General features: G+C 47.0%; 27 protein-coding genes. 12 read left to right on the forward strand and 15 right to left on the reverse strand.

What is annotated here, in order from left to right:
* Positions 1-17 precede the first annotated feature (17 nt).
* Positions 18-1265, forward strand: a complete 1248-nt coding sequence (locus JT717_RS03405; protein WP_205508770.1) for a murein hydrolase activator EnvC family protein — start codon at positions 18-20, stop codon at positions 1263-1265.
* A gap of 90 nt (positions 1266-1355) precedes the next feature.
* Here the strand turns inward: JT717_RS03405 and bshA are convergent, their stop codons facing one another.
* A complete protein-coding gene (gene bshA / locus JT717_RS03410) occupies positions 1356-2495 on the reverse strand; it encodes an N-acetyl-alpha-D-glucosaminyl L-malate synthase BshA (protein WP_205508771.1) in 1140 nt (379 codons plus the stop codon).
* Between the two features lie 171 nt (positions 2496-2666).
* On the opposite strand from bshA, the gene JT717_RS03415 reads away from it, so the two are divergent.
* Both JT717_RS03415 and JT717_RS03420 read left to right on the forward strand, forming a co-directional pair.
* Positions 2667-4025 (forward strand): M28 family peptidase, encoded by a 1359-nt coding sequence (locus tag JT717_RS03415; RefSeq protein ID WP_205508772.1) that lies wholly within the window; start codon positions 2667-2669, stop codon positions 4023-4025.
* A 138-nt stretch (positions 4026-4163) separates the two neighbouring features.
* Positions 4164-4538 (forward strand): hypothetical protein, encoded by a 375-nt coding sequence (locus JT717_RS03420; protein WP_205508773.1) that lies wholly within the window; start codon positions 4164-4166, stop codon positions 4536-4538.
* Positions 4539-4650: 112 nt separating this feature from the next.
* Here the strand turns inward: JT717_RS03420 and JT717_RS03425 are convergent, their stop codons facing one another.
* Both JT717_RS03425 and JT717_RS03430 read right to left on the reverse strand, forming a co-directional pair.
* On the reverse strand, positions 4651-5361 hold the full coding sequence (locus JT717_RS03425; RefSeq protein WP_205508774.1) for an SAM-dependent methyltransferase: 711 nt from the start codon (positions 5359-5361) through the stop codon (positions 4651-4653).
* Between the two features lie 121 nt (positions 5362-5482).
* Positions 5483-6253, reverse strand: a complete 771-nt coding sequence (locus JT717_RS03430) for an EI24 domain-containing protein (RefSeq protein WP_205508775.1) — start codon at positions 6251-6253, stop codon at positions 5483-5485.
* Positions 6254-6405: 152 nt separating this feature from the next.
* Here JT717_RS03430 and JT717_RS03435 point away from each other — a divergent pair, with 152 nt between their 5' ends.
* Both JT717_RS03435 and JT717_RS03440 read left to right on the forward strand, forming a co-directional pair.
* A complete protein-coding gene (locus JT717_RS03435; protein WP_205508776.1) occupies positions 6406-7029 on the forward strand; it encodes a DNA-3-methyladenine glycosylase in 624 nt (207 codons plus the stop codon).
* 16 nt (positions 7030-7045) lie between these two features.
* A complete protein-coding gene (locus tag JT717_RS03440) occupies positions 7046-8497 on the forward strand; it encodes an SLC13 family permease (RefSeq protein ID WP_205508777.1) in 1452 nt (483 codons plus the stop codon).
* A gap of 17 nt (positions 8498-8514) precedes the next feature.
* Here the strand turns inward: JT717_RS03440 and JT717_RS03445 are convergent, their stop codons facing one another.
* Both JT717_RS03445 and upp read right to left on the reverse strand, forming a co-directional pair.
* A complete protein-coding gene (locus JT717_RS03445; protein ID WP_240347793.1) occupies positions 8515-9537 on the reverse strand; it encodes a PorP/SprF family type IX secretion system membrane protein in 1023 nt (340 codons plus the stop codon).
* Positions 9538-9674: 137 nt separating this feature from the next.
* Positions 9675-10325 carry a uracil phosphoribosyltransferase gene (gene upp / locus JT717_RS03450; protein WP_205508779.1) on the reverse strand — a complete coding sequence of 217 codons (651 nt, stop codon included), beginning with the start codon at positions 10323-10325 and terminating at the stop codon, positions 9675-9677.
* A 97-nt stretch (positions 10326-10422) separates the two neighbouring features.
* Here upp and JT717_RS03455 point away from each other — a divergent pair, with 97 nt between their 5' ends.
* Positions 10423-11532 carry an anhydro-N-acetylmuramic acid kinase gene (locus tag JT717_RS03455; RefSeq protein ID WP_205508780.1) on the forward strand — a complete coding sequence of 370 codons (1110 nt, stop codon included), beginning with the start codon at positions 10423-10425 and terminating at the stop codon, positions 11530-11532.
* An 18-nt stretch (positions 11533-11550) separates the two neighbouring features.
* On the opposite strand, the gene JT717_RS03460 is transcribed toward JT717_RS03455, so the two are convergent.
* Positions 11551-11889 carry a hypothetical protein gene (locus tag JT717_RS03460; protein WP_205508781.1) on the reverse strand — a complete coding sequence of 113 codons (339 nt, stop codon included), beginning with the start codon at positions 11887-11889 and terminating at the stop codon, positions 11551-11553.
* Between JT717_RS03460 and JT717_RS03465 the strand changes: the two genes are divergently transcribed.
* Complete coding sequence (locus tag JT717_RS03465; RefSeq protein ID WP_205508782.1) at positions 11888-13618, forward strand: M28 family peptidase; 1731 nt, start codon at positions 11888-11890, stop codon at positions 13616-13618. The two genes, JT717_RS03460 and JT717_RS03465, sit on opposite strands and share 2 nt — an antisense overlap.
* Before the next feature lie 258 nt (positions 13619-13876).
* On the opposite strand, the gene JT717_RS03470 is transcribed toward JT717_RS03465, so the two are convergent.
* From JT717_RS03470 to JT717_RS03505, 8 genes are all read right to left on the reverse strand, one after another.
* Positions 13877-14278 (reverse strand): hypothetical protein, encoded by a 402-nt coding sequence (locus JT717_RS03470; RefSeq protein ID WP_205508783.1) that lies wholly within the window; start codon positions 14276-14278, stop codon positions 13877-13879.
* Positions 14279-14575: 297 nt separating this feature from the next.
* On the reverse strand, positions 14576-15235 hold the full coding sequence (locus tag JT717_RS03475) for a T9SS type A sorting domain-containing protein (protein ID WP_205508784.1): 660 nt from the start codon (positions 15233-15235) through the stop codon (positions 14576-14578).
* Positions 15157-15711 carry a hypothetical protein gene (locus tag JT717_RS03480; RefSeq protein WP_205508785.1) on the reverse strand — a complete coding sequence of 185 codons (555 nt, stop codon included), beginning with the start codon at positions 15709-15711 and terminating at the stop codon, positions 15157-15159. The genes JT717_RS03475 and JT717_RS03480 overlap by 79 nt, the downstream gene beginning before the upstream one ends.
* 186 nt (positions 15712-15897) lie before the next feature.
* Positions 15898-16638: a LytR/AlgR family response regulator transcription factor gene (locus JT717_RS03485; RefSeq protein WP_205508786.1), complete on the reverse strand. Its 741-nt coding sequence runs from the start codon at positions 16636-16638 to the stop codon at positions 15898-15900.
* Between the two features lie 52 nt (positions 16639-16690).
* A complete protein-coding gene (locus JT717_RS03490; protein WP_205508787.1) occupies positions 16691-17731 on the reverse strand; it encodes a sensor histidine kinase in 1041 nt (346 codons plus the stop codon).
* A 78-nt stretch (positions 17732-17809) separates the two neighbouring features.
* Positions 17810-18169 (reverse strand): DUF4288 domain-containing protein, encoded by a 360-nt coding sequence (locus JT717_RS03495; protein WP_205508788.1) that lies wholly within the window; start codon positions 18167-18169, stop codon positions 17810-17812.
* Between the two features lie 36 nt (positions 18170-18205).
* Positions 18206-19114, reverse strand: coding sequence for a LiaF transmembrane domain-containing protein (locus JT717_RS03500; protein ID WP_205508789.1), 909 nt, complete (start codon positions 19112-19114; stop codon positions 18206-18208).
* Between the two features lie 403 nt (positions 19115-19517).
* The gene (locus JT717_RS03505; RefSeq protein WP_205508790.1) at positions 19518-20171 is read right to left on the reverse strand and encodes a Crp/Fnr family transcriptional regulator; all 654 of its coding nucleotides are present in this window, start codon (positions 20169-20171) and stop codon (positions 19518-19520) included.
* A gap of 241 nt (positions 20172-20412) precedes the next feature.
* Here JT717_RS03505 and JT717_RS03510 point away from each other — a divergent pair, with 241 nt between their 5' ends.
* From JT717_RS03510 to JT717_RS03530, 5 genes are read left to right on the forward strand one after another with little or no spacing between them, the layout of a single operon-like run.
* Entirely contained in the window at positions 20413-21309 is an 897-nt protein-coding gene (locus tag JT717_RS03510; RefSeq protein ID WP_205508791.1) for a MerR family transcriptional regulator, read from the forward strand.
* A 36-nt stretch (positions 21310-21345) separates the two neighbouring features.
* Positions 21346-22839: a bifunctional phytoene desaturase/3,4-desaturase gene (gene crtID, locus JT717_RS03515; RefSeq protein ID WP_240347794.1), complete on the forward strand. Its 1494-nt coding sequence runs from the start codon at positions 21346-21348 to the stop codon at positions 22837-22839.
* A complete protein-coding gene (locus tag JT717_RS03520) occupies positions 22823-23659 on the forward strand; it encodes a phytoene/squalene synthase family protein (RefSeq protein WP_205508792.1) in 837 nt (278 codons plus the stop codon). Before crtID ends, JT717_RS03520 begins: the two co-directional genes overlap by 17 nt.
* 20 nt (positions 23660-23679) lie before the next feature.
* The gene (locus tag JT717_RS03525; protein WP_205508793.1) at positions 23680-24141 is read left to right on the forward strand and encodes a sterol desaturase family protein; all 462 of its coding nucleotides are present in this window, start codon (positions 23680-23682) and stop codon (positions 24139-24141) included.
* A gap of 19 nt (positions 24142-24160) precedes the next feature.
* Positions 24161-24880 carry a lycopene cyclase domain-containing protein gene (locus tag JT717_RS03530; RefSeq protein ID WP_205508794.1) on the forward strand — a complete coding sequence of 240 codons (720 nt, stop codon included), beginning with the start codon at positions 24161-24163 and terminating at the stop codon, positions 24878-24880.
* On the opposite strand, the gene ade is transcribed toward JT717_RS03530, so the two are convergent.
* Positions 24822-26474, reverse strand: coding sequence for an adenine deaminase (ade, locus tag JT717_RS03535; RefSeq protein WP_205508795.1), 1653 nt, complete (start codon positions 26472-26474; stop codon positions 24822-24824). The two genes, JT717_RS03530 and ade, sit on opposite strands and share 59 nt — an antisense overlap.
* Between the last annotated feature and the right edge of the window lie 22 nt (positions 26475-26496).

Consider the following 26496-nt stretch of genomic DNA (forward strand, 5'->3'; position numbering starts at 1 on the left):
GATAAAACTCAGCCCCTATGCCAAAATGGATGGTTCCGTGCTTTATAGCATTGTTGATGGCAAGTGCCCTGTCTGCTCAAACGGGCAGCGAGTCATTAAAACAGCAGCAGCTCGAGCTCCAGCAGGAGATCGAGGAATTGAAGAATACACTCAAGGATTCCAGGAAGCAGTCCCGCGCAAGTATCAGGCAACTGGAGCTGGTAAAGGAAAAACTCAGGCTGCGCGAAAAAGCCATTCACAATATCAACAGGCAGGTGAGTATGCTGGAAGGCAATATCGGCAAATCGAAAAAAGAGATCGACAGCCTGCGGAACCGGCTCGATACCATGAAAGCGCAATATGCACGCAATATTGTATATGCCTACAAGATGCGCAACAATTACGCCTTCCTCAATTTTATCTTCTCAGCTCCTACTTTCAATGATGCCTTAAAACGGGTACATTATTTCCGCTCATACCATACGTATTGTGAAGAACAGGTGGTGGCTATTAAGAAAACCCAACAGCTTTTAAGCGGAAAGATCAACGGACTGGAATTGGTGCGCCGGGAAAAGGATGCGGCCATGCAAAAGCAGGAAAAGCAAATGGAAGCGCTGGAAGAAGAGAAGCGCGAGAAGAATGAAGTGGTTAAAACCCTTAAAAGCCGCGAGAAGGAAATTGCCAAAGAGCTGGCTGCCAAGAAGAAGGCCGATAGCAAATTAAGAAGCGAGATCCAGCGCATCATTATGCGCGAAATGCGCGATGAAGATAATAAAGCCAATGCAACGGTGGCCCGCACACCGCGAAACAAAAGTTCAGAGAGCAAAAAAGTGGTAAAGAACAGTGTGCTGGCGAATACGCCGGAAGGTATCCGCATCAGCGGCAGTTTTGAAAAGAATAAAGGCAAATTACCCTGGCCTGTTGAAAAAGCGCTGGTGAAATTACATTTTGGCCCTAATCACATCGACGGTAGCACCGTTATTACTTATAACCCGGGGCTGACACTGGAAACGGAAAAAAGCGCTTCGGTAAAAGCCATTTTCGAAGGCGATGTAACGGCTGTATTTCCCGTAGAAGGTACCTGGACTGTAATGGTTCGCCACGGTAAATACTTTACGGTTTATGGTAGTTTGTCTTCGGTAAACGTTTCCAGAAATCAAAAAGTGAGCGGCGGCCAGTTGCTGGGTACTGCAGCTACCAACGACAATGGCTATGGGGAGCTTGAATTTATATTGATGCTGGAAAGAAAGAATATTGATCCCGCCAAATGGATCAGGAAACGATAACTTAATTAGCTAATTAGCTAATGTGCTAATTAGCTGATTAAATACAACATTAATAACATTAGCACATCAGCACATCAGCTAATTGTTCTTTTATACCCGGCTGGTTATATTTTGCAGAAAACGATTGTACAAGGCTTCATACCGGGGTACAATGGTCTCTATATCGTACAAACGCGCATGCGCAGCGGCTTTCGTTTTAAATTTCTCTAATTTATTTTCATCCGATAACAACTCAACGGCGCGCTGGCTCATGGTATTTACATCGCCCACATCGGCCAGGTAACCGGTTTCTCCTTCCACATTGATCTCGGGCAAACCACCTGCATTACTCGAGATCACCGGTACGCCGGCTGCCATTGCTTCCAGCGCCGCCAGCCCAAAGCTTTCATAATCGGAAGGCAGCATGAACAGGTCGGAAATAGCCAGTACCTCTTCAATTTGTTCCTGCCGGCCTACAAAACGGGTTTCATCATAAATACCCAGTTCTCGGGCCAGGCTTTCAGCCGCCGGACGTTCAGGTCCGTCACCTACGAACAATAATTTGCTGGGTACTTTTTTGTTCAATTCAGCAAATACGCGTACCACATCGTTTACGCGTTTCAGCTTCCTGAAGTTGGACGCATGTAATACTACTTTTTCATTATGCGGCGCGATCACGCGGCGAAAAGCATCGATGGGTTTTTTACGAAAGCGTTTTACATCTACAAAGTTCTGAATGACCTTGATCTCTTTTTCGATCTTGAAATTGCGGTAGGTCTCATCGCGCAGGTTCTGCGAAACGGCAGTGATGGCATCGCTTTCATTGATGGAAAAAGTGACTACCGGCGCAAAGGTCTTATCCTTACCTACCAGGGTTATATCAGTGCCATGCAGGGTCGTGATCACCGGTATGATCTTACCTTGTTTTTCGAGGATCTTTTTAGCCATATACGCAGCCGAGGCATGGGGAATGGCATAATGCACATGCAGGAGGTCGATATTATTATTTACAATAACGTCAACCATGGTGCTCGACAAAGCCGTTTCATAAGGCGGATAATCGAACAGGGGATAGGTGGGCACCCGAACCTCGTGATAAAAAATATTGGCATTAAATTCACTCAGTCGTACCGGTTGCTGATAGGTAATAAAATGAACCTGATGTCCTTTATCAGCCAGGGCCTTTCCCAATTCCGTTGCTAAAACCCCACTTCCACCAAACGTAGGATAGCATACAATTCCAATGCGCATACAGCGGTATAAATTAAGTGTGTGAAGGTAAAAATAAAACAATCATATAGGTCATATAAGTCAAATTGGTCAAATAAGTTTAACACCTTCATCCCTCTATTAGCCGTTTTCATTCATTCACTTATATGACTGATTGGCTATTTTGACTGATATTAGCGTAAAATAACGCACATGAGGATCAAATTGTTTACGCTGCTTTTAATTATGTCCGTTTCGGGTTATGCCCGGAACGAGGACTCCGTAAAAATACGGGCTATAGCCAATGAAATCCTGCTGCATGGCAAAGCCTATGAAAATTTGCGGGTTCTTACGAAACAAATAGGGGCCCGGCTTACGGGTTCGCCACAAACCTATAAGGCAGAAGCCTGGGGGCAGAAAGCCCTGCAACAGGCGGGCGCCGACCGGGTGATCACCCAGTCATGCCTGGTGCCGCACTGGATCCGCGGTGGCAAAGAGGAAGCATGGATAGTGGGTAAAAAAAATCAGCCGCTCGATATCCTGGCCCTGGGCAATTCCATGGGCACTGGCGCCAAAGGCATTCAGGCGCCCGTGCTGCTCGTGAACTCTTTTGAAGAGCTGGAACAAAAGAAGGCTTCGGTAAAAGGAAAGATTGTTTTCTATAATTATAAATTCAACGATACTTATGTAAGGACCTTTGAAGCTTACCGCGATGCAGTTGGTTACCGGGCACAAGGCCCCGGCCAGGCAGCCCGGTATGGCGCTGTAGGTGTATTGATCCGCTCGATGAGCCATGCGGCTGATAACAACCCGCATACAGGTTCTACCCGTTATAACGATTCATTCCCCAAGATCCCTGCGGCTGCCCTGGGCCTGCAGGATGCCGACCGCCTGGCAGCCTTGCTGGAAAAAGAACCGGCAACTGTTTTTCTGAAAACAAACGGTAAAATGCTGCCGGATACCGTAGCGCATAATATTATCGGTGAGATCACCGGCAGTGAATTTCCCGAGCAGATCATTACCGTTGGCGGTCACCTCGACTCCTGGGACCCTGCCGAGGGTGCGCATGATGATGGTAGTGGCTGCGTGCAGTCAATAGAAGTGATCCGCGTGCTCAAAGCCATTGGTTATAAACCAAAACGTACCATCAGGGCTGTATTATTCGCAAATGAAGAGAATGGCTTGCGCGGTGGAAGTAAGTATGCCGAAGAAGCCCGCACAAAAAAAGAGAAACATATTTTTGCGCTGGAAAGCGATGCCGGTGGTTTTACGCCGCGTGGTTTTGGCGTTACCATGTCGCCTGAGCTGCTGAACAAATTGCGCAGCTGGCTGCCTTTACTGGAACCCTATGGCATTACCGAGATCAGTAATGGCGGTGGCGGTTCAGATATAGGCCCGCTGAACCGGGAACTGGGAACCCCGCTGGCCGGCCTTCAACCCGATTCACAACGATACTTTGATATTCATCATGCCCGCAGTGATGTATTTGAAACCGTTAATAAACGGGAACTGGAGCTGGGCGCTGTATCTATGGCCGCATTGATCTATCTTGTGGATAAATATGGTTTGTAAGCGCCAAACGCCGAAGGCTTAAGGCCAAACGCCTGCCTCCGAATTTCGAGCCGATTGGAGTTTACTCGGGAAGCTGCTATTACGGCAATAGCGTTAAGCCTTCGGCGTTAAGCATTCAGCCTTGAGCATATTCATTTTATGAGAAAGATAATTTATATAGTAGTTGCCTTACTATTAACGGGAGCCGGCATACTGATCTACTGGAAGTATTTTTACGTATTCGGCGAAGGGGTAAAATCCGGCCATCTGAATTACGTGGTCTTGAAAGGCGATCTGTTCAAGACCTATGAAGGTAAACTGATCCAGGAAGGCATCCGGTCACGTACAGCCGGCAGCATACAATCCTATGAGTTCGAGTTTTCAGTCGTTAACAAAGGCATTGCTGAAAAGCTGATGGCCAACAGCGGCAAATGGTTCGATCTGCATTACAGGGAATTTCATAATGTTGTTCCCTGGCGGGGCAATACGACATATATTGTTGACAGCATTCTTTCCATGCGCGAAGCACGTTAGACTAAGTTTTAAGTAAAAAGTTATAAGTAATAAGTTTTAAGTGCGGAGTGACCGGAAAAAAGGCAGTCTGCTTGAATGTGAAAACAAAAAACAATAAACTATAAACCATAAACTATTCCGAAAGCATGCAGAAAATGGTTGGCCGCTTGTGTAGATCAGGAACTTTGTTCTTCCACTGCGCCAGTGTTTTGGTTTGAATGAATTCGCCAGGAGCGGTAAGATCTGCAGCAATGCACAGGCGGGTACCCGGTTTTGCGGTTTTGATCAATATTTCCAGTAACTGGTTATTCCGGTAAGGCGTTTCAATAAAGATCTGCGTACAATTCTTCCTGGCCGACTCCACTTCCAGGTCTTTAATGGCCTTGCTGCGCTGCGCAGCATCGATGGGTAAATAACCTACAAACTGAAATTGTTGTCCATTCATGCCACTGGCCATTAAGGCCAGTAAAATACTGCTGGGGCCTACCAGTGGTTTAATGGTAGCGCCGGCGGCATGCGCCGCTTCCGTCAACACCTGGCCCGGGTCAGCTACGCCCGGGCAGCCGGCTTCACTGATGATGCCAATGGTCTTGTTCTCCTTTACATGTTTATTGAAGGTGGAAAGCGTAGCCAGGTTATTGGTCTTATCGATCAGCACCCAGGTGTAGTTATCGATCACCATTTCTTTCCAGATGCTTTTTAAATAGCGGCGGGCGCTGCGTTCATTCTCCACAAAAAATACCTGGCACTGGCTCACTGCCTCCCGCACATATGCCGGAATGGTTTGTGTAGCGGACTCCTCTAAAACAGAGGGGATCAGATATATAATGCTTGTTGAAGACAAAGAAACTATTTGTAGTTAAGAATGGGTTACAAGTTACAAGCGTACAGGTTACAGGGATGTTCACTTTCCGGTTTGCTATCATAGGACCCCGGATACAGGCCATGACACCTGGAACCGGTAACTAATGTACCCCGATTTTATCATCCCGGTGATACAAACTGATCGTGGCTGCCACAACAGCATAGGCGGGAGCTAATACCCAACCCAGAAAGGGGATGAGATGCATCAGGTAAAACACCAGCCCATTGCCAATGGCCAGTCCTTTATGTTTGCCAATAAAAGCAATGCTTTCTGAAGGGGACAGCTTGTGGCGTTCGCAACTGTAATCCAGCATCGAAAAGCCATAGTAATAACATTCCACCAGCAGGGTGGTCACCGGTACTATCCAGCCAACGACCGGGATAAAAGAAAGGATCAGTAAGGAAATGGTATACACCGACTGCCAAAGCGCATTGCGAAATGCCAGTTTTATTCCCCGTAGAATATCGGCCATCAGCTGTTTAAAGCTGAAAGGAAAGTCTTTGCCTTCCATGATCGATTCGGTCTTTTCACTCAGGTAAGCAAAAACCGGCGACCCGATGATGAGGAAAAGATATTTGAAAAGGGAAAAATAGAACAACATCATGATGAGCCGGATCATGATCTCACCCATCAGGAAGAGAAAACTCAGGATCTGGCTGCGTTGCTGATTGAGCCATCTGTCGATGCCTAACCAGTGCATAAAGGAAGAAACCACCTGGTTGGAAGAGATCCAGAAAAGGATAAACCCCGCTACAAATAACAAGGTATAAATGATCCCCGGCACTACGATCCATTTCCAGAGCCGGTGCTCTTTGATAAAGCGATGCGCCCTGGCATATGACTGAATGGCTGTAACGATTTCTTTCAGCAAGTTTTATAAATTTGAATTTTTCCTATAGTATTGTTGGGCGGGCTCAAACTTAGTAAATATTTCAATTAGGGCGTAGAATGTGAATCGGTAATCACAAAATTTTGAGTATAATACATGCTAATGTTGTTATAATTGTCAATAAACCGGGGTAGATGAAAAAACTGGATAAGGATTTCTATAATCGTGCCGATGTGGTGAAGATAGCAAAAGAATTGATCGGCAAAGTGTTGGTTACCCAATTTGGCGAAGTTATAACGTCGGGCCGTATTGTAGAAACTGAAGCATATGCAGGCGCCATTGACAGGGCTTCACATGCTTTTGGCGGCAGAAGGACGAACAGAACGGAAGTAATGTATCAGCCTGGCGGAACCGCTTACGTGTACCTCTGTTATGGCATCCATCATTTATTCAATGTGGTCACTAACCAGAAAGACGTTCCGCATGCGATCCTGATCCGGGCCCTTGACCCGCTGCAAGGCTTAAACACTATGTTGCAAAGGACCGGCAAGAAAAAAGCCGATTATACCCTTACCAAAGGCCCCGGCAATGTCTCCAAAGCATTGGGCATTCATACCGGTCATACCGGCTGGAATTTGCTGGACGATGAGATATTCATTGCTTCGGATGATTTTTCGCTAAATAAAAAAGATATTATTGCTACCCCCCGAATTGGGGTTGACTATGCAGGGGAAGACGCGAAACTGCCTTACCGCTTTATTTTGAGAGACAACCCATATGTGAGCGGAAAAAAAATAAACCATACCTTATCTGTCTAAATTGAGCATGAAACCAATGACCAAACAACTGCGCAACCAATTGGCCCTGGGGGCCGGCCTGATCTTATTCCTGATCCTGTTTTTTGTAAATCCTTTTCATTTCGATACCAAAGCGGCCAGGGTGCTGGCTGTTGCTGTTTTAATGATCACCTGGTGGGTGTCGGAAGCCCTGCCCATGCCGGTGGTGGCGCTGATCCCCCTCGTATTATTTCCATTATTGAATATCATGCCCATTAAAGAAGTGTCGGCGGGTTATGCCGACTCGAATATCTTTCTGTTCATGGGTGGATTTATGATCGGCCTGGCCATTGAAAAATGGAACCTGCACAAACGCATTGCCCTCACGATTGTGAACATTACCGGTACCAGCGGCAACCGCATTGTGCTGGGCTTTATTCTGGCCACGGGTTTATTGAGTATGTGGTTGAGCAATACCGCTACAACCATGATGATGTATCCCATTGCCGCCTCGGTGATCGCTGTCATTAAAGAAAATCATAAAGGCAATGCCCGGCTCGATAACCTGGCCATATGTATTATGCTGGCCATTGCCTACGCCAGTAATTTCGGTGGCATAGCAACCATTGTAGGCACACCGCCCAATGTTGCCTTTGTAAGTTTCATTAAAGAAAAATACAATTATGCGGTACAGTTTGCCGACTGGATGCTGATCTGTACCCCGCTTTCCCTGTTACTGTTATTCTCGCTGTATTTTTTAATGACAAAATGGTTATACCCCAGCCGCCTGGGCAGCGACGGCGCCACAAAGGAGCTTATAAAATATGAACTGCAGCAACTTGGCCCGCTGACGGCTTCTGAAAAAAGAGTACTGACCATTTTCGTTTCCACGGCCCTGTTATGGATCACCAAAGACCTGATCAACCGGCTCAACGTAGTTAAACTCGATGATACTATGATCGCAATGGCGGGCGCCCTTGCTTTATTCATCTGCCCTGCCGGTGATGGCAGCAAAGAAGGCAGCAGGCGAAAGATCCTCGAATGGGCCGATACATCTAAAATGGCCTGGGGCATCTTGTTGTTATTTGGCGGTGGCATTGCGCTGGCCGGGGCCCTTGAAAAGGCAGGGCTGATAAAACAACTGGGGCAATGGATCGCCGGGTTTTCGGGCAGTGGCGGACTGATGCTGGTGTTCGTAATTGCGTTGGTATCCTTATTCGTGAGCGAAGTAATGAGCAATATTGCGCAGGTGATCGTATTCTCCCCGGTGATCGGCGGTATTGCCGATGCCATGCAAATTAATCCGATCCTGCTGGGATTACCTATGTGCCTGGGCGCCAGTTGTGCGAGTATGATGCCCATGGGTACGCCGCCCAATGCCATCGTATTTGCCAGCGGTCATATTAAATTCAACCAGATGGTAAAAGCAGGATTTGTAATGAATGTGATCGCGGTCATTCTGATCACCTTGTTTTGCTGGTACCTCGTGCCGTTCTTGATGAATTTGTAGTTATTTACGCGTTACGGTTAAAAATGCGGGCAGGGTATGCCTTTACTGCCCGGCGGACGTTTAATAAAGATGAGCGAGATCTCGATACCGCCACGGCTTTGTGAAGCTGCTTTCAGGCTCGAGATATTGACATCGTAGGAAGCTCCCAGCCGGAAACCGCCGAATTCGAGACCCAGGTAAGGAATGAGAGCGTCGTTAACGTTATTGAAACGGGTCCATACACCTGCATAGAAATTGGTGGGGTTTTCTTCATCGTCATTCATATTGAAACCAACAGCACCGCCCGCTACAATATTGGTAGCGCCTGCCTGCCGGCTGAACAATGAACTTACGTATACGGTGCGCGTATTGTTCGCTACGGGTATTGCGCCGCCAGCGTGCACGGTCAAACGGGGATTTAACGTATAAAAGATATCACCGGTGAAGGATTCTTTTGGCTTATTGAGGTGATAACCGGCAACACCGAGGTAATAGTTGTTATAGCCGTCGGTGGAACCATTGAAGAGGGCGCCTACGGAAACATCAAAATAACTGAGGTTGATCTGGCGGTCGTTTACAGATTCCCCGCTGGGGTTCGTCCAGCCCCCGAACTGATCCAGTTCATCTTCGAAATGCAGTTTGGTTCCATCAAGCCTTTTGGTATTATAGGTTCCCTGGAAGCCGACGCCTATTGAATTCAGTCCATCTTCATCGATGCCTTTGTGGTAAGAGGTGGAGATGGATAACAAATTAGTGGATAGGATACCGTTAGCTGTTTTATCTGTCATTGCCAGCACACCAACACCCCAGGTATCGAGCTCGGAGATGCGGCTGCGCAAAATGGGTGCGTCGAAAGATGCTGTGGAAGTAACAAATGCCTTACTGATTGCGGGCCATTGATCGCGGTAATTGCCGGCTATGCGGAAATCGCCATTGAATTTACCGGTCAAAGCAGGGTTCAGTGTAAGGGGAGAAACGAAGAACTGTGAAAAATTGGGGTCTTGTGCTGCAGCTGTCTTCAGCAGGGTGCAAGCTAAGATGGCTATATAAAATTTCCTCATCCGCATAGGTTTCGAGTCTTATAACAAAATACGAAAAAAAACGACATGTCTCAATTAATATGAGCACAATCAACCATTAATTTTTCGCACGGGATGTGCCTGCACAAAAAAAGAATTCTCTAAAGTATAAACCCCTATCACATCTGCACTTTGGTACCGAAAGCGAGATCGCCGGCATCACCCAGCCCCGGAACGATATATCCCTTGGCGGTAAGCTCCTCATCGATGGCGCCGCACCAGATCTTTACATTGGGTTCACTGCGCTGTACATATTCAATGCCCACGGTGCAGGCAATGGCCACCACCACATGAATTTCACTCGGGTGCCCTTCATCGCGCAGGTATTGAATGGTTTTTACCAGGGAAGAACCGGTGGCAAGCATGGGATCTGAAATGATCACCACCCGGTTTTCGAGCTCGGGACAGGAAACATAATCCAGGCTGATCTCGAAGCTGCCATCGAGCTGGTGCTTGCGGTAGGCGGATATGAATGCATTGTCGGCTTTGTCAAAATAATTCAGCAAACCCTGGTGCAGGGGTAAGCCCGCCCGCAAAATGGTGGCCAGTACCGGCTGTTCGCGCAGCACTTTACATTGGGAGATGCCCAGGGGTGTTTGTACTTCTTTCTCAATATAAGGAAGGCGGCGGCTGATCTCATAAGCGGCTATTTCACCGATCCGTTCCAGATTACGCCTGAACCGCATGCGGTCCTGCTGGATCTGAACATCCCGGATCTCACTGATCCACTCACAAACCAGTGAACATTCATTGCTGAGGTTAATAACCATTTATAAGAGTTTTGGATTTTGGGTGGCGATAGCTGAAATTTGACGGGCAAATCTATTCCAAATATTCTTTTTTAATAACAGAAATCTACCAAACGCTATGATATATCGGGCAATTGGCATAATGAGCGGCAGTTCACTCGACGGATTGGATATCGCTTTCGTTGAATTTCACGAAAGTGCAGGTAAATGGCAGTATGAAATAAAGGCGGCTGATTGCTACCCCTATTCCGAAGAATGGGTGAAAAAGCTGAAAGGTGCTATTCACCTTAACGCATTGGATTATCATCTTTTGCACACCGAATACGGGCATTATATCGGGGAACAGGTGAATGCCTTCATAAACCACCACAACCTGCAATACCAGGTGCAGCTGATCGCTTCGCACGGGCATACCACCTTTCATGCCCCGGCCAAAAAAATGACCGGGCAATTGGGCGATGGCGCCGCTATAGCGGCGGTTACCGGTATAAATGTGGTAAGCGATCTGCGGGCCATGGATATTGCCCTTGGCGGCCAGGGCGCTCCCATTGTGCCCATCGGCGAGAAATTACTGCTGGGTGATTATGCGTTTTTCCTCAACCTGGGCGGAATTGCCAATATTTCCTACAACCACCCCGAAAAATATATCGCATTTGATGTTTGTCCGGCCAACCGGGTCATGAACATGCTGGCGCACGATGCGGGCAAAGCTTTCGACGAAGGCGGACAAATTGCCGCTTCCGGAAAATTACAGGAAGGGTTGTTCACCATGCTGAACGACCAGGAGTATTACAGTATGCCTTATCCCAAATCGCTGGCCAATGATTTTGGCACCGATGTCTTGTATCCATTGATAAAAAGCAGCGGCGTATCCACCCGCGATGCGATGCGCACCATGGTTGAACATATTGCCTACCAGATCAGCAAACCTGTTTTGGAGATACTTGAGAAAATGCCCCCGGTCAATGGTTCTGCCGGTTTGAAACTGCTGGCTACCGGCGGCGGCGCCCACAATGGTTTTTTGATGGAACGTTTACAGGCCGTATTACAGCCTGCCGGCGTGGAAGTGGAGATGACGCATAAAATACTGATCGATTTTAAAGAGGCCCTTATTATGGCGCTGATAGGCGTTCTGCGCTGGCGCGAAGAGTATAATGTGCTGGCTTCGGTTACCGGCGCTTCCCGCAGCAGCATTGGCGGTGCGGTTTGGATAGGGCAGGAGGCGTGAGAACAATGTGCTGATTTGCTAATGTGCTGATGTGCTAATGTGATAATGTGATAATTCGATAATGTGATAATTCGATAATTTATTGATGTAAGCATCGGAAACGATGACTGGCTTCAGCTGAATGTAAAGCCTGGTAACCAGCAACCGGTAACCGGCAACTGGTAACCGGCAACCGGTAACTGGTACCCGGCAACCGGTAACCGGCAACCGGTAACTGGTATCCGGCAACCGGCAACTGGTACCTGGTAACCGGTAACCGGCAACCGGTAACTGGTACCCGGCAACCGGTAACCGGTAACTGGTAACAAAGAAGTATATTAGCTTACCGATGTTTTCATCGATCAAAAACCTTATCATGACCAGGAACCTTACTTTATCCTTTAAACTTCTCCTGCTGCTATTGACGAGCAGCTCCGCCTGGGCGCAGCCTGCTGCCCTTGAAAAAAAATACTTTAAAATTCTGCAGAAGACTTTCGATGAGCAACAAGCCTACAACACTGTATGGTTTGTTGAACAGCGCTGGCGCCTGGCCGGCAATAGTGGTTTCAATGAAAGTATTTACCATGTAGAAAAAATACTGCAACAGGCGGGATTTAAAAAAGAGACCAGCGGCGAAGCAACGGGAACGCTTACCTATCGCATTGAGAAAAGACCCATGAAGCGCCTGACCTGGGAACCCATTGACGCCAGTTTGTATATCGTGGGCGAAAAAGAACCGCTGCTGCAGTTCAAGACCAATCGCAATATGATCGCCATGTATTCGGCATCTACACCGGCGGAAGGCGTAACCGCCGAACTGGTGTATGCCGGCAATGGTGCTGCCAAAGAGCTGGAAGGCGCAGCGGTGAAGGGCAAAATTGTAATGGCAGAAACCGGTATTGGCAGTGTATATAATAATGCCATCAAAAACGGGGCGCTGGGAGCGCTGGCCTATTCCATGCCGGCTTATAACCAACCGGCAAAATACACCCACTCCATTCAATTCCAGGGCATCGGTTATACAGATTCCATCAATCAGAAATGGGGCATTTTGTTATCCTATGCGGCCAAGGAAAAGCTGAAAGCGGCGCTGGCAAAAGGGCCTGTTACGGTAAAAGTGGTGGTGAAAACCCGGATATATGCTTCAGAAGAATTGACCCTGGTAGCCAATGTGCGTGGCCGGAGCCGTCCCGACGAACGCTTTGTATTCAGCGCACATGTGCAGGAGCCGGGCGCCAATGATAATGCGTCAGGTGTAGGGGCGCTGGCTGAAATGGCCCGTACCACAGCTGCATTGGTGCAGAAACGCAAACTAAAACCCGAACGCACCCTTACTTTTTTGTGGGGCGATGAGATCGTTTCCACGCGCCGTTATATCGAGGACGATTCCATCAGGGCCACTGGTATAAAGTGGGGGTTGAGCCTGGATATGGTAGGCGAAGACATTCAAAAGACCGGCGGCAGTTTCCTGATTGAAAAAATGCCCGATCCTTCGGCTATCTGGACCCGTGGCAATGAAAAGCACAGCGAATGGGGCGGCAGCCCGATGAAGGAATCGGAGATGTTCCCGCATTATTTTAACGACCTGCTGTTGAACAGGTGTTTATTTGAGGCAGCGGGCACCGGCTGGGTGGTAAAAACCAATCCGTTTGAGGGTGGCAGTGATCATACCCCTTTTCTGGCCGCAAAAATCCCCGGTTTACTCATGTGGCATTTTACCGATGTATTCTATCATACCGATGCCGACCGCCTCGACATGGTATCGCCGGTTGAAATGAAACATGTTGCCAAAAGCGCGCTGGCTACTGCTTACCTGCTTACGACGGCTAACGACAAGACCGCAGCGGCCCTGATCAAAGACCTTACGCGCAACGCCTTAGAACGCCTGCAAACCGAATTTCACCTCAGTAAAAAAGCGGTTGAAGCAGGTGGTGATAAAACCAAAGAGCAGCATATCCTGGAAGTGTGGGGCGACTGGTATCTGAAAGCCCTGGCTACGGCGATAGACATTCCGGCCGGAGACCCAGGTTGGCGGGTTTTGCATGCCATTGAAAAAGGACAGCAATTGGTTAAGGAGCATACCGCGTCTTATATTTCGAGGCTGTAGCGGATGAGTTGATAGAGTTGATATAACGGATAATGTTTACCGGAGTTATTAGGTTGTTGAGTTGTTCAGTTGTTGAGTTATTGAGTGAATAAGTGGTGTAAGATGGATAAAAGCAGTGGAAAAAAAGGTTTCGCTAACTGCCAACTGCAAACTGTGAACTTTGAACTGTGAACTGCCATTCACAAAAAAAGCACCCCGGAAAACCGGAATGCTCTTTTCTAAATTACTATTGATAGTTGAATGACTGGACGCTGTTCTTTATTTCAGTTTGTTTACTACTGTTTCTTCAACATAAGTATGGCTTCTGTTGATAGTATATACTTCAGTAGTATTGTTCTTTTTAGATTTAACAGATACGTTCAGGGCAGTATCACCGAATTCTTCCGTTTTCAACATGAACTTTTTAGTGATGTTGGCGCCTTTGAATTTATCGGTATACAGCACATTACCTGATTCATCGCGGAAAGTTACAGTGAACTCATCATCTTCAGTATTGGTCAGGTTCAGCTCAAATACGGGCTGGTTTTCCATGTTTCCGATGAATCTTAATTCTGTATTATGTTGTTTTTTACCTCCGTCGTTAGCCAGTGTTACCGTTGAAGAACCTACGGTTAAAGTGATTAATGTGATAAGGGCGATTGCATAATTAACTGCTTTCATAGTTGTAATGTTTATATGTATTGCTTTATTACGTTGGTTGTATGGGACAATCGCGGAGGCAGGCAAAACGTAGAATTTCAAGATGTGGGCAACGTAGTTTTACGAGTTGTACACCCTTTTGGTGTGTTCGTTGCGTTTCGTAATGCAAACATACATCAGGTTTCACCAGCACGGAAATCAACTAAAGGCCTTTTTTAGGATGGGTAAGGCCCCATTGGAAAGTTAAAACCCGCTGTGGGAGCGGGTTTTGAGATGATCAGGTCATGATGTCCAACCGTTATTCACGTGTTGTAATACTTATTTTTTCTGCATCTTTATTTTCCGGTTACCACTGCCTATAACATACATACCAGGTTGTAAATGAGATACATCAATCTTTAAAGAGTTGTTCATGGCAGGTGCTGAGCGATATAAGCAGTTTCCATACAGATCTGTAATGGTTACCAGTTCACCGGCCATCATACCGGTTACCTGTATAACATTTGTAAATGGATTTGGATAACACTGGATGGTTGTAGGGGTCCGCTGCTCAAAAGAAAGGGTTGTAGTATAACGTATATCCCCCGATGCTGTTGTCATTTTTAACCGGTAGAATGACTTGCCGGCTAAAGGATGTGCATCTATGAAGTTATATAAAGCAGTAACCTTGTTCATTTGCGTTACACCCGGTACGAGTTCCCATGTTCTTTCATTGGCCGATCGTTCAACGGCTACCGACGTAGTTCCTTCGATAGCATTTGCTTTCCAGGATAGTTTGGCCGATTGGTTTGATCCATTCGTTACCAGGAGCTGAATTGTCCGGGCCGGCAGTATGGAAGGGTCGAGGTAATAAACGGTGATGCTGATATGATCGATCCGCGCAGCGGGCAGTAAGCCCACTATGCCAAGTATTTCTGCAGAAATGGCCACGCCAAAGTTGGTGCTGTTAATATCTGCGGGTGTCCAGGTGGTGCCCATAGGGCATTCGTATTGCCATAAGTTGAAATAGCATCAAGATCCTCGGACCATATGGTATTTTGCGCCATATTGGTACCGGTAATCGATCCGTTCTTGATAATGCGCACACTATGATCTGTTACACTGGTAAGATTGAGCAGCAGGTTGGTTGCACTTTTTTCTACATGTACTTCGATGCCGCAAATAGCCGCTGCCGTGGGAATGGAAAATCCGAAATTGGTGGCTTGCAGGTAATCTGTTTGTCCGCTCAGCAGGCTAAGGATCGACGAAGCGGTAGAGCGGTTGTTGTCATTCGTTAGAATGTTCGAAGGATTGCTGAATGAATAGTCGCTTCCGGGAAATGAGGTGCTTGCAGAGGCGCCCGGACTATTAGGGCCTGAAGCAGTACATTGGGCTTGCGTAAAAACATTGATGAAAAGAGCACAAAGCGTTAGCATGGCAATCTTGTTGCCGCTGGGTACGGTTAATGGATACATGATTAATAGGGTTAATGATAATTGAATGCCTGCACGCACATCCGGTCCAGCTTCACCAGGCATATATAAAAACACCGGATGCATACAGGAGAACCACTATTGCTTATCAAAAAAGCACCTATTAAGTGATATGTGTATTTATTTCTAAGTGTTAATTATTATATGAGTAGAAAATACATATGTGTTTTAAATGCCCAGCACGCTTTTCAATTTCGCATAACCGGTTTTGCTAACCGGCACCTGTGCCCCGGTCTTTAGTTGCGCCAGAAAATTTTCTTTTTCATAGGGGTCGATCCGCGTAACCAGCTGAACGTTCACTATATAAGAGCGGTGGGTGCGTACAAACTGTTGGGTATTCAATACCTTTTCAAAATGCCCCATGGTCTTGTTCTTGAGAAAGGCGCCTTCTTTGGTGTGGATCTTAACATAATCGTCTGCTGCTTCCAGGTAATGTACATCGTCGATGGGAATGATCTTTATCTTATTGCCGGTCTTAACAACGATCCGCTGGCTTTGCTGGGGCCCCTGGGCGGCTGTTTCCAGCAGTTCACGGGTATTGCCGGTTGAACTGGCTGCATCCCGTTCCTGTAACCGTTCAATGGCCTTATCAAAACGTTCCTGGCTGAAGGGCTTCAGCAGGTAATCTACCGCATGGCTTTCAAAGGCTTTAATGGCATACTCATCAAAGGCAGTGGTAAAGATCACGGCCGGCGGTTGTTCTACCAGTTCCAGCATTTCGAACCCATTGATCTTCGGCATTTGTATATCGAGGAAGATCACATCGGGTTGGTGCTGCATAATGGCTTTGATGCCTTCGAAGCCATCATTGCATTCCTGTACTACGCTGATGGAAGTATGTTGTTGCAGGTATTCCTTTACAACCATCCGGGCAAGGGGCTCATCATCTACAATAATGGCTTTTTTCATCTCGGGTCTTTTTTATAAGAATTCAGTTATTCAATACAAAGTTCGTGATCAGCTACACTGCCTGCGGAATTTTTATAACAGTGGTAAACTGGTTATCGATATGGTTTGTGCTCAGCAGATCGTTGCGGGCAAACAGCAGGTATAAACGCCGCTGTACGGAACGCAGCCCGAATCCGGTTCCCAGTTTGGGCGATGATGTTTCCGGGTCGAAGGGATTTTCAATGGAAACAACCAGGTAATTGTTCTCCCGCCTGGCGCTTATTGTTATGGTTACCGGTTCGGTGGTATCATAGAGGCCGAACTTAATGGCATTTTCGACCAATGGTTGCAAAAGCATGCTCGGCAATTGCAGTTTGCGGGTGCTTTCATCACTATATACCGCCGTGTTCAGGCGGTGGCCGAAACGCACTTTCTCGATGTCGAGGTATAACTGCAAATGTTGTAATTCGTCATCCAGGCTTATCCACTGGTGATCTTCTTTCTTTAATGTGCCTCGCAAAAATTCAGAGAGCTGTTGTATCATTTTACGCGCCTGCGCCGGTTGAATGGTTATTAAGGCGCTGATCGAGTTCAGGCTGTTGAATAGAAAATGCGGTTGTAATTGCTGGCGTAACTTATACAATTCTGCTTCCCGCGCCAGTTTCTCCGCGTCTGTTTTCCGGTGTTCACTGTCTTTTTGTTCATCCAGTGTATAATACAGTTCACTGACCAGGGCCATACAGAGGGTGATCAATAAAGCAATATCGAACCGGATGGGCATGAATTTGTCGAGGAATTGCAGGTATTCGGTCTCATTGGGATAAATGTTGATCATGGCATATTTCACGATAGCGCTCCAGATCCCTGCTTTGGCAGCGCAAACAATGATCACATAAATATACTTTCCTCTCTTGGGCCGGTAATACCGGAGGTTATTAATAACAATGATGGTTACCGATGCCAGCAATACATTACTCACCAGGCTGTCCATGGCAGATACATACCAGGCAAATCCCCAGTCATGTAGGATCTTCACCTGCATAAGCGACCAGGCAAGCCAGGCTGCTGCAAACAGGAGCTTATTTTTTAAAGTACCTAATGGAGATGCTGCCACTGTGTATATTTTTTTGTATGCTGTCTTGCGTTATGCGTTTCGCGCATGTATCGCCTTCGGCGGATGCTGCGTTTCGCGTTATAGTAACTGCAAATATTTGTGCGTATTGTTCGATTGGATGTGAGCGGCTTTTTTATGCACCAGCTCTATGTATGTACCGGCGTTATCGGTTTCCTGGATGCGCGAATACAATTCGGCGCCATCGATCAGGGCTGATATTTTATACAGCTCACAAACATTTATAAACTGCCAGGTGACCAGTTTTTGTTGCTGGTTCAGGAACATTTCCTGCTCCTGTTCTCCAATGGCTTTTGCTTTAGCAAACGCTTCCTGCTCATCGGCAGCCTGTACCAGTCGCAGCTGCTCGTCAAACTGTGCCGTGTGGTCACCTTCGCCACAAACGATCCTGTACACTATTTTAGCCAGAAACCAGTTCATACAATTATTTTTTAATGGTTGGGTGAAACTTTTGTATCAATAGCTTTTTATTTCAATACCGCCGAATAAAGTAGTGCCGTTCAGCACGATCACTTTGTCTTCGTCATAGCTGGTTTGGGGCGGGCGTTTATCTTCTATGCCGCCAAATACGGCAACCATTGTTTCGGAACGTATCTGCCAGTGGGGGGGAACGATCAGTTTGGCGCCGCCAAAGATTTGTACCATTTCAATCACGATCGAGCCGTTGAAATCGGCATGGGTCAGATTGATCTCTGCACCGCCAAAGATGGATACGATATCGCCGCCCTTGAAGTTCTTCGAATAAACCATTTTTTTAACGTTACCGAAGATCGTCACTACATCGAGCCAGTTATCAGGACTTCTTCTCTTCCGGTCAACAGCGGGTGTGATGGTTGTTTCCTGGTTTTCCATTCGCGTAATATCTTCTGCGGCAGATGCTTCCAGTTCAGGCTCTGCTGGGCGTCCCCGTTCCCATTGCTGCAGGTATTGTTCTTTCTCGCTGTCGTTCAAAGCCCTGAACTTTTCCCAGCGTTCATGCCACTGGCGGTGACGGCGGGGAGCCAGGATGATAATAAAGCCTACGGCTATAATAAGCACCGGCCAGATAAACATGTATATATTGGTATTGGGCCAGATCTGTTGCAGTAAGAATACCGAACCTACGCCGCAGATCACCACCCAGCCCGGGTCACGAAAGGCATTGCCGGCGCCGGCCAGTAAACCGAAGGCAACGATGATCATGGGCCAGGTAAAGAACCAGGTGGGAAAAGGCACTCCCAATGCTCTCAGGAGAAGCAGGGTGCCAATACACAGTAAGAGCAGGCCGGCCAGCACACTACCGCTTTTTTTCCGCCTTTTCAGGAACTGTTTCCGGTGGGCTCTTCTGAAGGCTTTCCGCTGTTCCCTGAGAGTATTGTCGCGCATCGATTAATAATTTTACACAAAGCTATTTCCCGGCGCACAGGGAGACAAGCGCCGGCCGCCAGACGGGAGGTAGAAGTCGGTAAAAGCGGATTTTTTACCGGTAAAAATGGCGGGTTGCTGGTTGCCGGTTACGGGTTGCCGGTTTCAGGTTACAGGTTACAGGTTTCAGGTTACAGGTTTCAGGGGCAGTTACCGGTTGCCGGTTCCAGGTTACAGGTTTCAGGTTTCAGGGGCAGTTACCGGTTGCCAGTTACCGGTTGCCGGTTACCAGTTGCCGGTTACCGGTTTCCGGTTACCAGTTACCGGTCGCCGGTCACCAGTGGCTGAACAATGGTCGCTGTCGCCCGTACCGGCGCCGCTGTATTCCATTATCGAATTATCACATTATCACATTATCACATTGTCACATTACTTCATTAATGTTGCGGGATAACTTGCTCCTGATGCGGCTGAGCGTTTCCAGGGTCATGCCGAGGTAAGAGGCAATGAATTTCAACGGCACCCGGTTCAGCAGGTCGCTTTTAGTGGCGATAAAATGTTTGTATTTGCTGGTCGCTTCCATTAAGCGGGCAATGAAAGCTCTTTCTTCTGCATCGCGATAGTATTTCTCGAGGATCTTGCGGCCTACAATATTCGCTTCGGGAAAATGATCATACAGGTATTGCAGGTCTTCGATGTTCAATGCAAAGAGTTCGCAATCTTCCAGGGCCTGGATATTCTCGCGTGCGGGTTGCTGTAAGCCAAAACTGGTTATGCAGGTAGCCAGTTCTTGTTCCCTGGAGATCCAGGTAGTGATCTCTTTCAAACCTTCTTTCACATAACTGCGAAGAATCCCCTTTTTGATCAGATAAATGCTGGAGCAGGTGCTGCCGGCGGTAACAAGCAATTCGCCTTTGGATAACTGGCTGCGGGACACTCTTTGATTCATGAAAGCTTGCGCTTCCGGACTAACAGGGTATATAGTTTTTACAAAATTAGTAAATGGCGATTCGGGAATTGCAGTTTTGGTTAACCATTGCTCTACTTCATGCGACGGGTTTACTGTTGATGTAGTCATCTCTAAGGTTTTTTGGTTCTGAATTGGTGTACGGTAAAAACCTTCTTGGCTTCAGAGGTAAGGCGCAGTATAGGTAAAGGGATAGCCTATTAAAGATAATAAAGATTTTTAGTTTATCAGGAATTATAATATGAGACATGCGGGAGGCATTTCATTTAAACTGTAATCCAGTTGGTTAGGCTGAAAAATAAAAATTTGGCCATGTAAGTTTGTTTAAATAATTTGTAATAAATTTAAACAAGTGGACCTGTTCTCTATTTCTCAGCTGCAACAGTTCTCGGGCATCAAGGCGCACACGATCCGGATCTGGGAGCAACGGTACAATGCGCTGAAGCCCGGCCGCAGTGAAGGGAACACCCGGTATTACAGCGGAGATCAGTTAAGACGGCTGTTGAACATTGTAAGCCTTTTGCATACAGATATGAAAATATCGGAGCTGTGCGCCCTTTCTGACGAAAAGTTGAACCGGTTAATAGAAAAGCAGGCTACCTTTGCACAACCCGCTCATCCTGAATTTGAATTTTATATAGCGCAGATCAACGCGGCTGCTCTGGAATACAATGAGCTGCGTTTTGACAAGGTGTTTTCCAATGCTTTGCTGCGTTATGGATTGAAGGATACTTACATACATATTATTTATCCTTCACTCGACCGCCTTAGCCTGATGTGGTCGGCCAGTATGCTCGCTCCGGCGCAGGAACACTTCATCACCGGACTGTTTCGTCAAAAGTTCCTGGCCGCCACCGATGCCCTGCCTGTTCCGACGGCCGCCACCGCAGCCAAAGACGCCTGGCTGCTTTTCCTGCCTGAGGATGAATGGCATGAACTCGGCCTGCTGCTGGCGAATTACCTCCTGCGGCTCGCGGGGAAAAAAGTATTCTATCTGGGACCTAATCTTCCGTACGATTCTCTTGTAGCTGCTGTGAAAGCGGTAAAGCCATCCAATCTCTTGTATTTCCTGGTCAGGAAAAATGATCCGGAAATCGACCAGGAACTGCTGACCCGTATCAGCCAGCAGTTTCACCACATTCATATTTATACGGCCTGCGATGTAGCGCGCGCTGCTGATCTTAAAAAGCCGAAGAATTGTACCCTGCTCCATGCAGTGGACGATCTCGTGGCTGTTTGGGAAAAGTAGTGTTTAAAAAAAATGCCTAAAATTTAAACGATCCTGATGCGAATTGGTATCATAGGCGCAGGCTTTGCGGGGCTGAGTGCTGCCTGTTATTTATCGGCTGCCGGGCACGAAGTGCATGTCTTTGAAAAAAATGCCGAAGCCGGTGGCCGGGCCAGGCAGTTACGCACAGCCAACGGCTTTATATTCGATATGGGACCCAGTTGGTACTGGATGCCCGCTGTATTTGAAAAGTTCTTTAATGACTTTGGCTACCGCGTAAGCGATCTGTACCAGCTGCAGCTGCTCGATCCTGCATTCGAGATCGTATTCGAAAAAAAAGAAACCATCGTAATTCCCGGCACCAGTGACGATCTTCATAACCTGTTTGAATCTATACAACCGGGCGGCGCACGGGCCCTGGCCCGGTTCCTGGCAGAAGGGGAACAGAAATACCGCTTTGGTATGGAACAGCTGGTATATAAGCCGGCCCTCTCAATAACCGAATACCTCTCGGCGAAACTGATCTGGAGAAGCCTGCAGGTAGATGTATTCCTTCCTTTTAGTAAACATGTCAGAAAATTCTTTACCGATCCGCGCCTGATCGCATTGATGGAATTCCCCGTTTTGTTCCTGGGCGCCAAACCGGCGCAAACGCCCGCCCTGTACAGCCTGATGAACTATGCCGGTTTGCAGTTAGGAACCTGGTACCCCCAGGGGGGCTTTGGTAAGGTGATCGAAGCTATGCAGTTTATAGCCGAACAAAATGGTGTGACCTTCCATTTCAATACAAATGTTGAAAAGATCATTTCAACAACAAACCGGGTAAGCGGATTACAGGTGAATGGAAACTATTTTCCTTGTGACGGACTTATCGCAGCGGCTGATTATCATCATGTAGAAGAAAAGCTGTTGGCGGATGGCGAAAGGAATTATAACGGTAAGTACTGGAATAATAAAGTAATGGCGCCTTCCTGCCTGATCTTTTACCTGGGCATTGATAAAAAGCTGGCCCGCCTGAAACACCATACCCTGTTCTTTGACGAACGCCTGGATGATCATGCCGACCAGATCTACAAAGACCCTCAATGGCCCGACAAACCTTTGTTCTATGTTTGTTGTCCATCAAAAACAGATGACAGCGTAGCGCCGCCGGGGCATGAGAACCTCTTCCTGCTAATGCCTGTCGCCGCCGGATTGCAGGACAATGAATACACCCGCGAGAAGTATTATTCCATAATGATGAACAGGCTCGAAGCATTTGCCGGCGAATCCATTCACGATCATATTGTATACAGGCGAAGCTATTGTATAAAGAATTTTATAAGCGATTACAATGCTTATAAAGGCAATGCCTATGGGTTGGCAAATACCCTGTCACAAACCGCTGTTCTTAAACCGAAGATCAGGAACAAGCAGTTGAAGAATCTTTTTTATGCCGGGCAGTTGACCGTACCCGGACCGGGCGTGCCACCTTCCATTATTTCAGGTAAAATAGCCGCAGGTCTATTAGATAAACACCTAACAAAAAAGACGCATGAAATATTTGTTTGACAAGGTTTCGATAACATGCAGCAGGCTGACGACGAAAACCTATAGCACCAGTTTTTCATTGGGCATTCTTTTTCTGGGCAGGCGTATCCGAAATCCCATTTATGCTATTTATGGTTTTGTGCGCTTTGCCGATGAAATTGTCGACAGCTTTCATGGCTATAACAAAAAAGAGCTGTTGGCTGCTTTCAGAAAGGATGCCAACACGGCCTTGCAGGATGGCATATCGCTGAATCCTATTTTAAATGCATTCCAGGCGGTAGTACATCAATATGGGATCGATAAAAAATGGATCGATATTTTTCTCGACAGCATGGAGATGGACCTCTACTATCAAACGTATACTGAAGAAAGCTATAAAAAATATATACTGGGGTCTGCTGAAGCGGTAGGTTTAATGTGCCTGCATGTTTTTACCAACGGCGATCCCGGGTCTTACGAGAAACTAAGTCCCTACGCTATGAGATTAGGGGCAGCTTTTCAAAAGGTAAATTTCCTGCGCGATGTGCAGGCAGATAACCTGCAGCTTGGCCGCACCTATTTCCCCTCCGTTAATCTGCGTAATTTCTCAAAGGCCGATAAAGAGAAGATCGAAGGGGAAATAGAAGAGGATTTTTTAGAAGCATTGAAAGGCATAAAGATGTTGCCGGCATCTTCCAAAAAAGGGGTGTACCTTGCATATTACTACTATTGGGTGCTATTCAAGAAAATTAAACGGTTACCCGCTGAAAAGATCCTCCATGAACGCATCCGTATCCCCAATTATCAGAAACTGGTATTAATGGTAAAATCGAATGTGAAATACCAGTTGAACATTATTTAAGAGCATAATAATAAGTGAATATGGTAGTAGTGAATATCCTGATCGTATTGTTTGCATTTGCAGGTATGGAAATGGTAGCCTGGTTTACGCACAAGTATATTATGCATGGGCTGGGCTGGTTTTTGCATAAAGATCATCATCGTAAGGAATCGGAGGGCTTTTTTGAGCATAACGATTTCTTCTTTTTGATCTTTGCCTTACCGGGCATCGCTGGTTTATACTGGGGTATGCAAAACAATTATAACTGGGCATTCTGGGTAGGATTGGGCATTACACTTTATGGCCTGGCATATTTCCTGGTGCATGATGTTTTTATTCATCAGCGCTTTAAAATATTCCGGAATACCAACAATGCATATTTCAGGGCCATACGCCGGGCACATAAAGTGCATCATAAACATTTGGATAAAGAAGAAGGGGAGTGCTTTGGCATGTTGTGGGTGCCTTTCAAATATTTTAAAAAGACTGTACAGGGACAATAATATGCAAGCTACTTACCTGATGATAAATTTTTTTTCTGCCATTGTCCCGTTCCTGTTCTCATTTTATCCGGCTATCAGGTTCGATAAACAGTTCCGGGCATTTTTTGCTGGCAATCTCATTGCTTCCGTTTGTTTTATTGCCTGGGATATATTATTTACTGCCTGGAAGGTTTGGGGCTTCAATGAACAGTATACGCTGGGGTATGAACTGTTTAACCTGCCGGGCGAAGAAATACTGTTTTTTGTTTGTATCCCTTTTGCCTGCGTGTTCACCTATCATTGTTTCAACACATTCTATACCATTCGCTGGCCGGCGAAAATAGAACGGATCCTCGTTATCGTGCTTGCATGCCTGTTACTGGCCGGCGGCCTCGCGTTCATCAACAAAGCGTATACAGCAGCTGCGTTTATCAGCACATCACTGCTCCTGCTGGCTTTGGAATTTGTATTCAAAGTACAATGGCTGCCAGGATTTCTCACCATTTACCCATTATTGCTTATTCCTTTTTTAGTGGTCAACGGAATACTTACAGGCACCGGCCTCGAACAGCCTGTGGTGTGGTACAATAATGCCGAGAACGTAAGCATCCGGGTGCTTACCATTCCGGTAGAGGATTTTGTATATGCACTGGAATTGATGTTATTTAATCTCTTCTTCTACGAAAAGTTTAAACGGGTATTCAGTGCGCGGGCTGCATCAGCTGAAATGCGTCCCCATCAAACAAGCCCAGGTCGCTGAGTTTAAGATGCGGGATCACCAGTAACGCCATAAACGATAATGTCATAAAGGGCGAAGAAAGGGTAGCGCCCAGCCCTTTGGCCATAGCGTCAATGTCGGTATAGGACCTTGCGACGGCATATCCGTCCTCAGCGCTCATGAGGCCGGCAACGGGTAAGGGCAATACCTGCGAAGCTCCGCCACCCACGCAACTTACGCCGCCCTCTTGTTCTATCACCAGGTTAACTGCCTGGCAAAGACTTTCATCGTCTACGCCTACTGCTACAATATTGTGACTGTCATGCGCCACCGAGGAGGCAATAGCGCCTTGTTGTAACCCGGTGTTCTTTATAAAAGCCAATGCCACCACTGCATCGGTGTAGCGGTTCACTACAGCAATTTTTAGCATATCCCTGCCAGTATCACTTACCATTAAGCCATCACTTGTTTTAGGCGGCATCATCAGTTTATTGGTGATCAGTTGTCCATCCAGCGCTTCAATCACCGGCACATTGGTTTCACCTTTCCAGGGCAGTTGGAAATCAGATACCGTTTTACGCTGGCAATGAAAATTATTGATGTGACCTGATGCCTGCGACGGTATGCGGGAGATCCCGTTCTCTGCCACCAGCTGTCCGTTGATATAGGTTTGCAGAACCTGGAACTGCTTCAGGTCACTGGTCACTATAAAATCGGCAGCATCACCTGTGCGCAGTAAACCTACAGGGAGCTTATAATGTAAAACGGGGTTTACGCAGGCAGCCTGCAGCACGTTGAAAATATCAATGCCTTTGGCTACGGCGCGGGCACAGAGCTCATTGATGTGACCGGCTACGAGGCTATCTGGGTGTTTATCATCACTGCCAAACATCATTTCTTGCGGGTGATCATTCAATAGGGGGATCAACGCATCAAAGTTGCGGGCGGCGCTGCCTTCGCGGATGATGATCTTCATTCCGTATTTCAGTTTATCCAATGCTTCCTCCGCGGTAAAACATTCGTGATCGGTGCTGATGATCACCTGCCCCTGCTCACCGGCTTCAATATACGCACGCGCCTGCTCGCCGCGTAATCCGGGTGCATGTCCATCAATGGGTTTACCGGCCAGGCGGGCAGCTGCTATTTTTTTCATCACCACCGGATCTTTATACAAAACGCCCGGGAAATTCATCATTTCACTTAAATATGGTATTTCCGCTTTTTGTAATAATGCGGTCACTTCGCTGGTATCGAGGTCAGCGCCTGCTGTTTCAAACCCCGTGGCGGGTACGCAACTGGGGGCGCCAAAGAAGAATTTGAACGGAACGCTGTTGCCATTTTCGATCATATATTCAACCCCTTTCATGCCGCATACATTGGCAATTTCATGCGGGTCGCTGATCGTGGCTACGGTACCATGCACTACGGCCAGCCGGGCAAACTGGCGCGGAACCAGCATGGAACTTTCAATATGCACGTGGCTGTCGATAAAACCGGGCAGTATATATGGCAGCGATGTGTCCCTGTTATCCAGGGACCTTATCGAAGCGATCTTTCCATTCTCTACCGATACAGCAGCCGGGTATATTTTTTTCTGCAATATGTCTACGAATTGTCCGGTTACAACGAATTGCATGCTTTTTGTTTAAGAAAGTGAA

Origin of the sequence: Longitalea arenae, from assembly GCF_016924755.1 — a bacterium.
GTDB lineage: Bacteria > Bacteroidota > Bacteroidia > Chitinophagales > Chitinophagaceae > Niastella > Niastella arenae.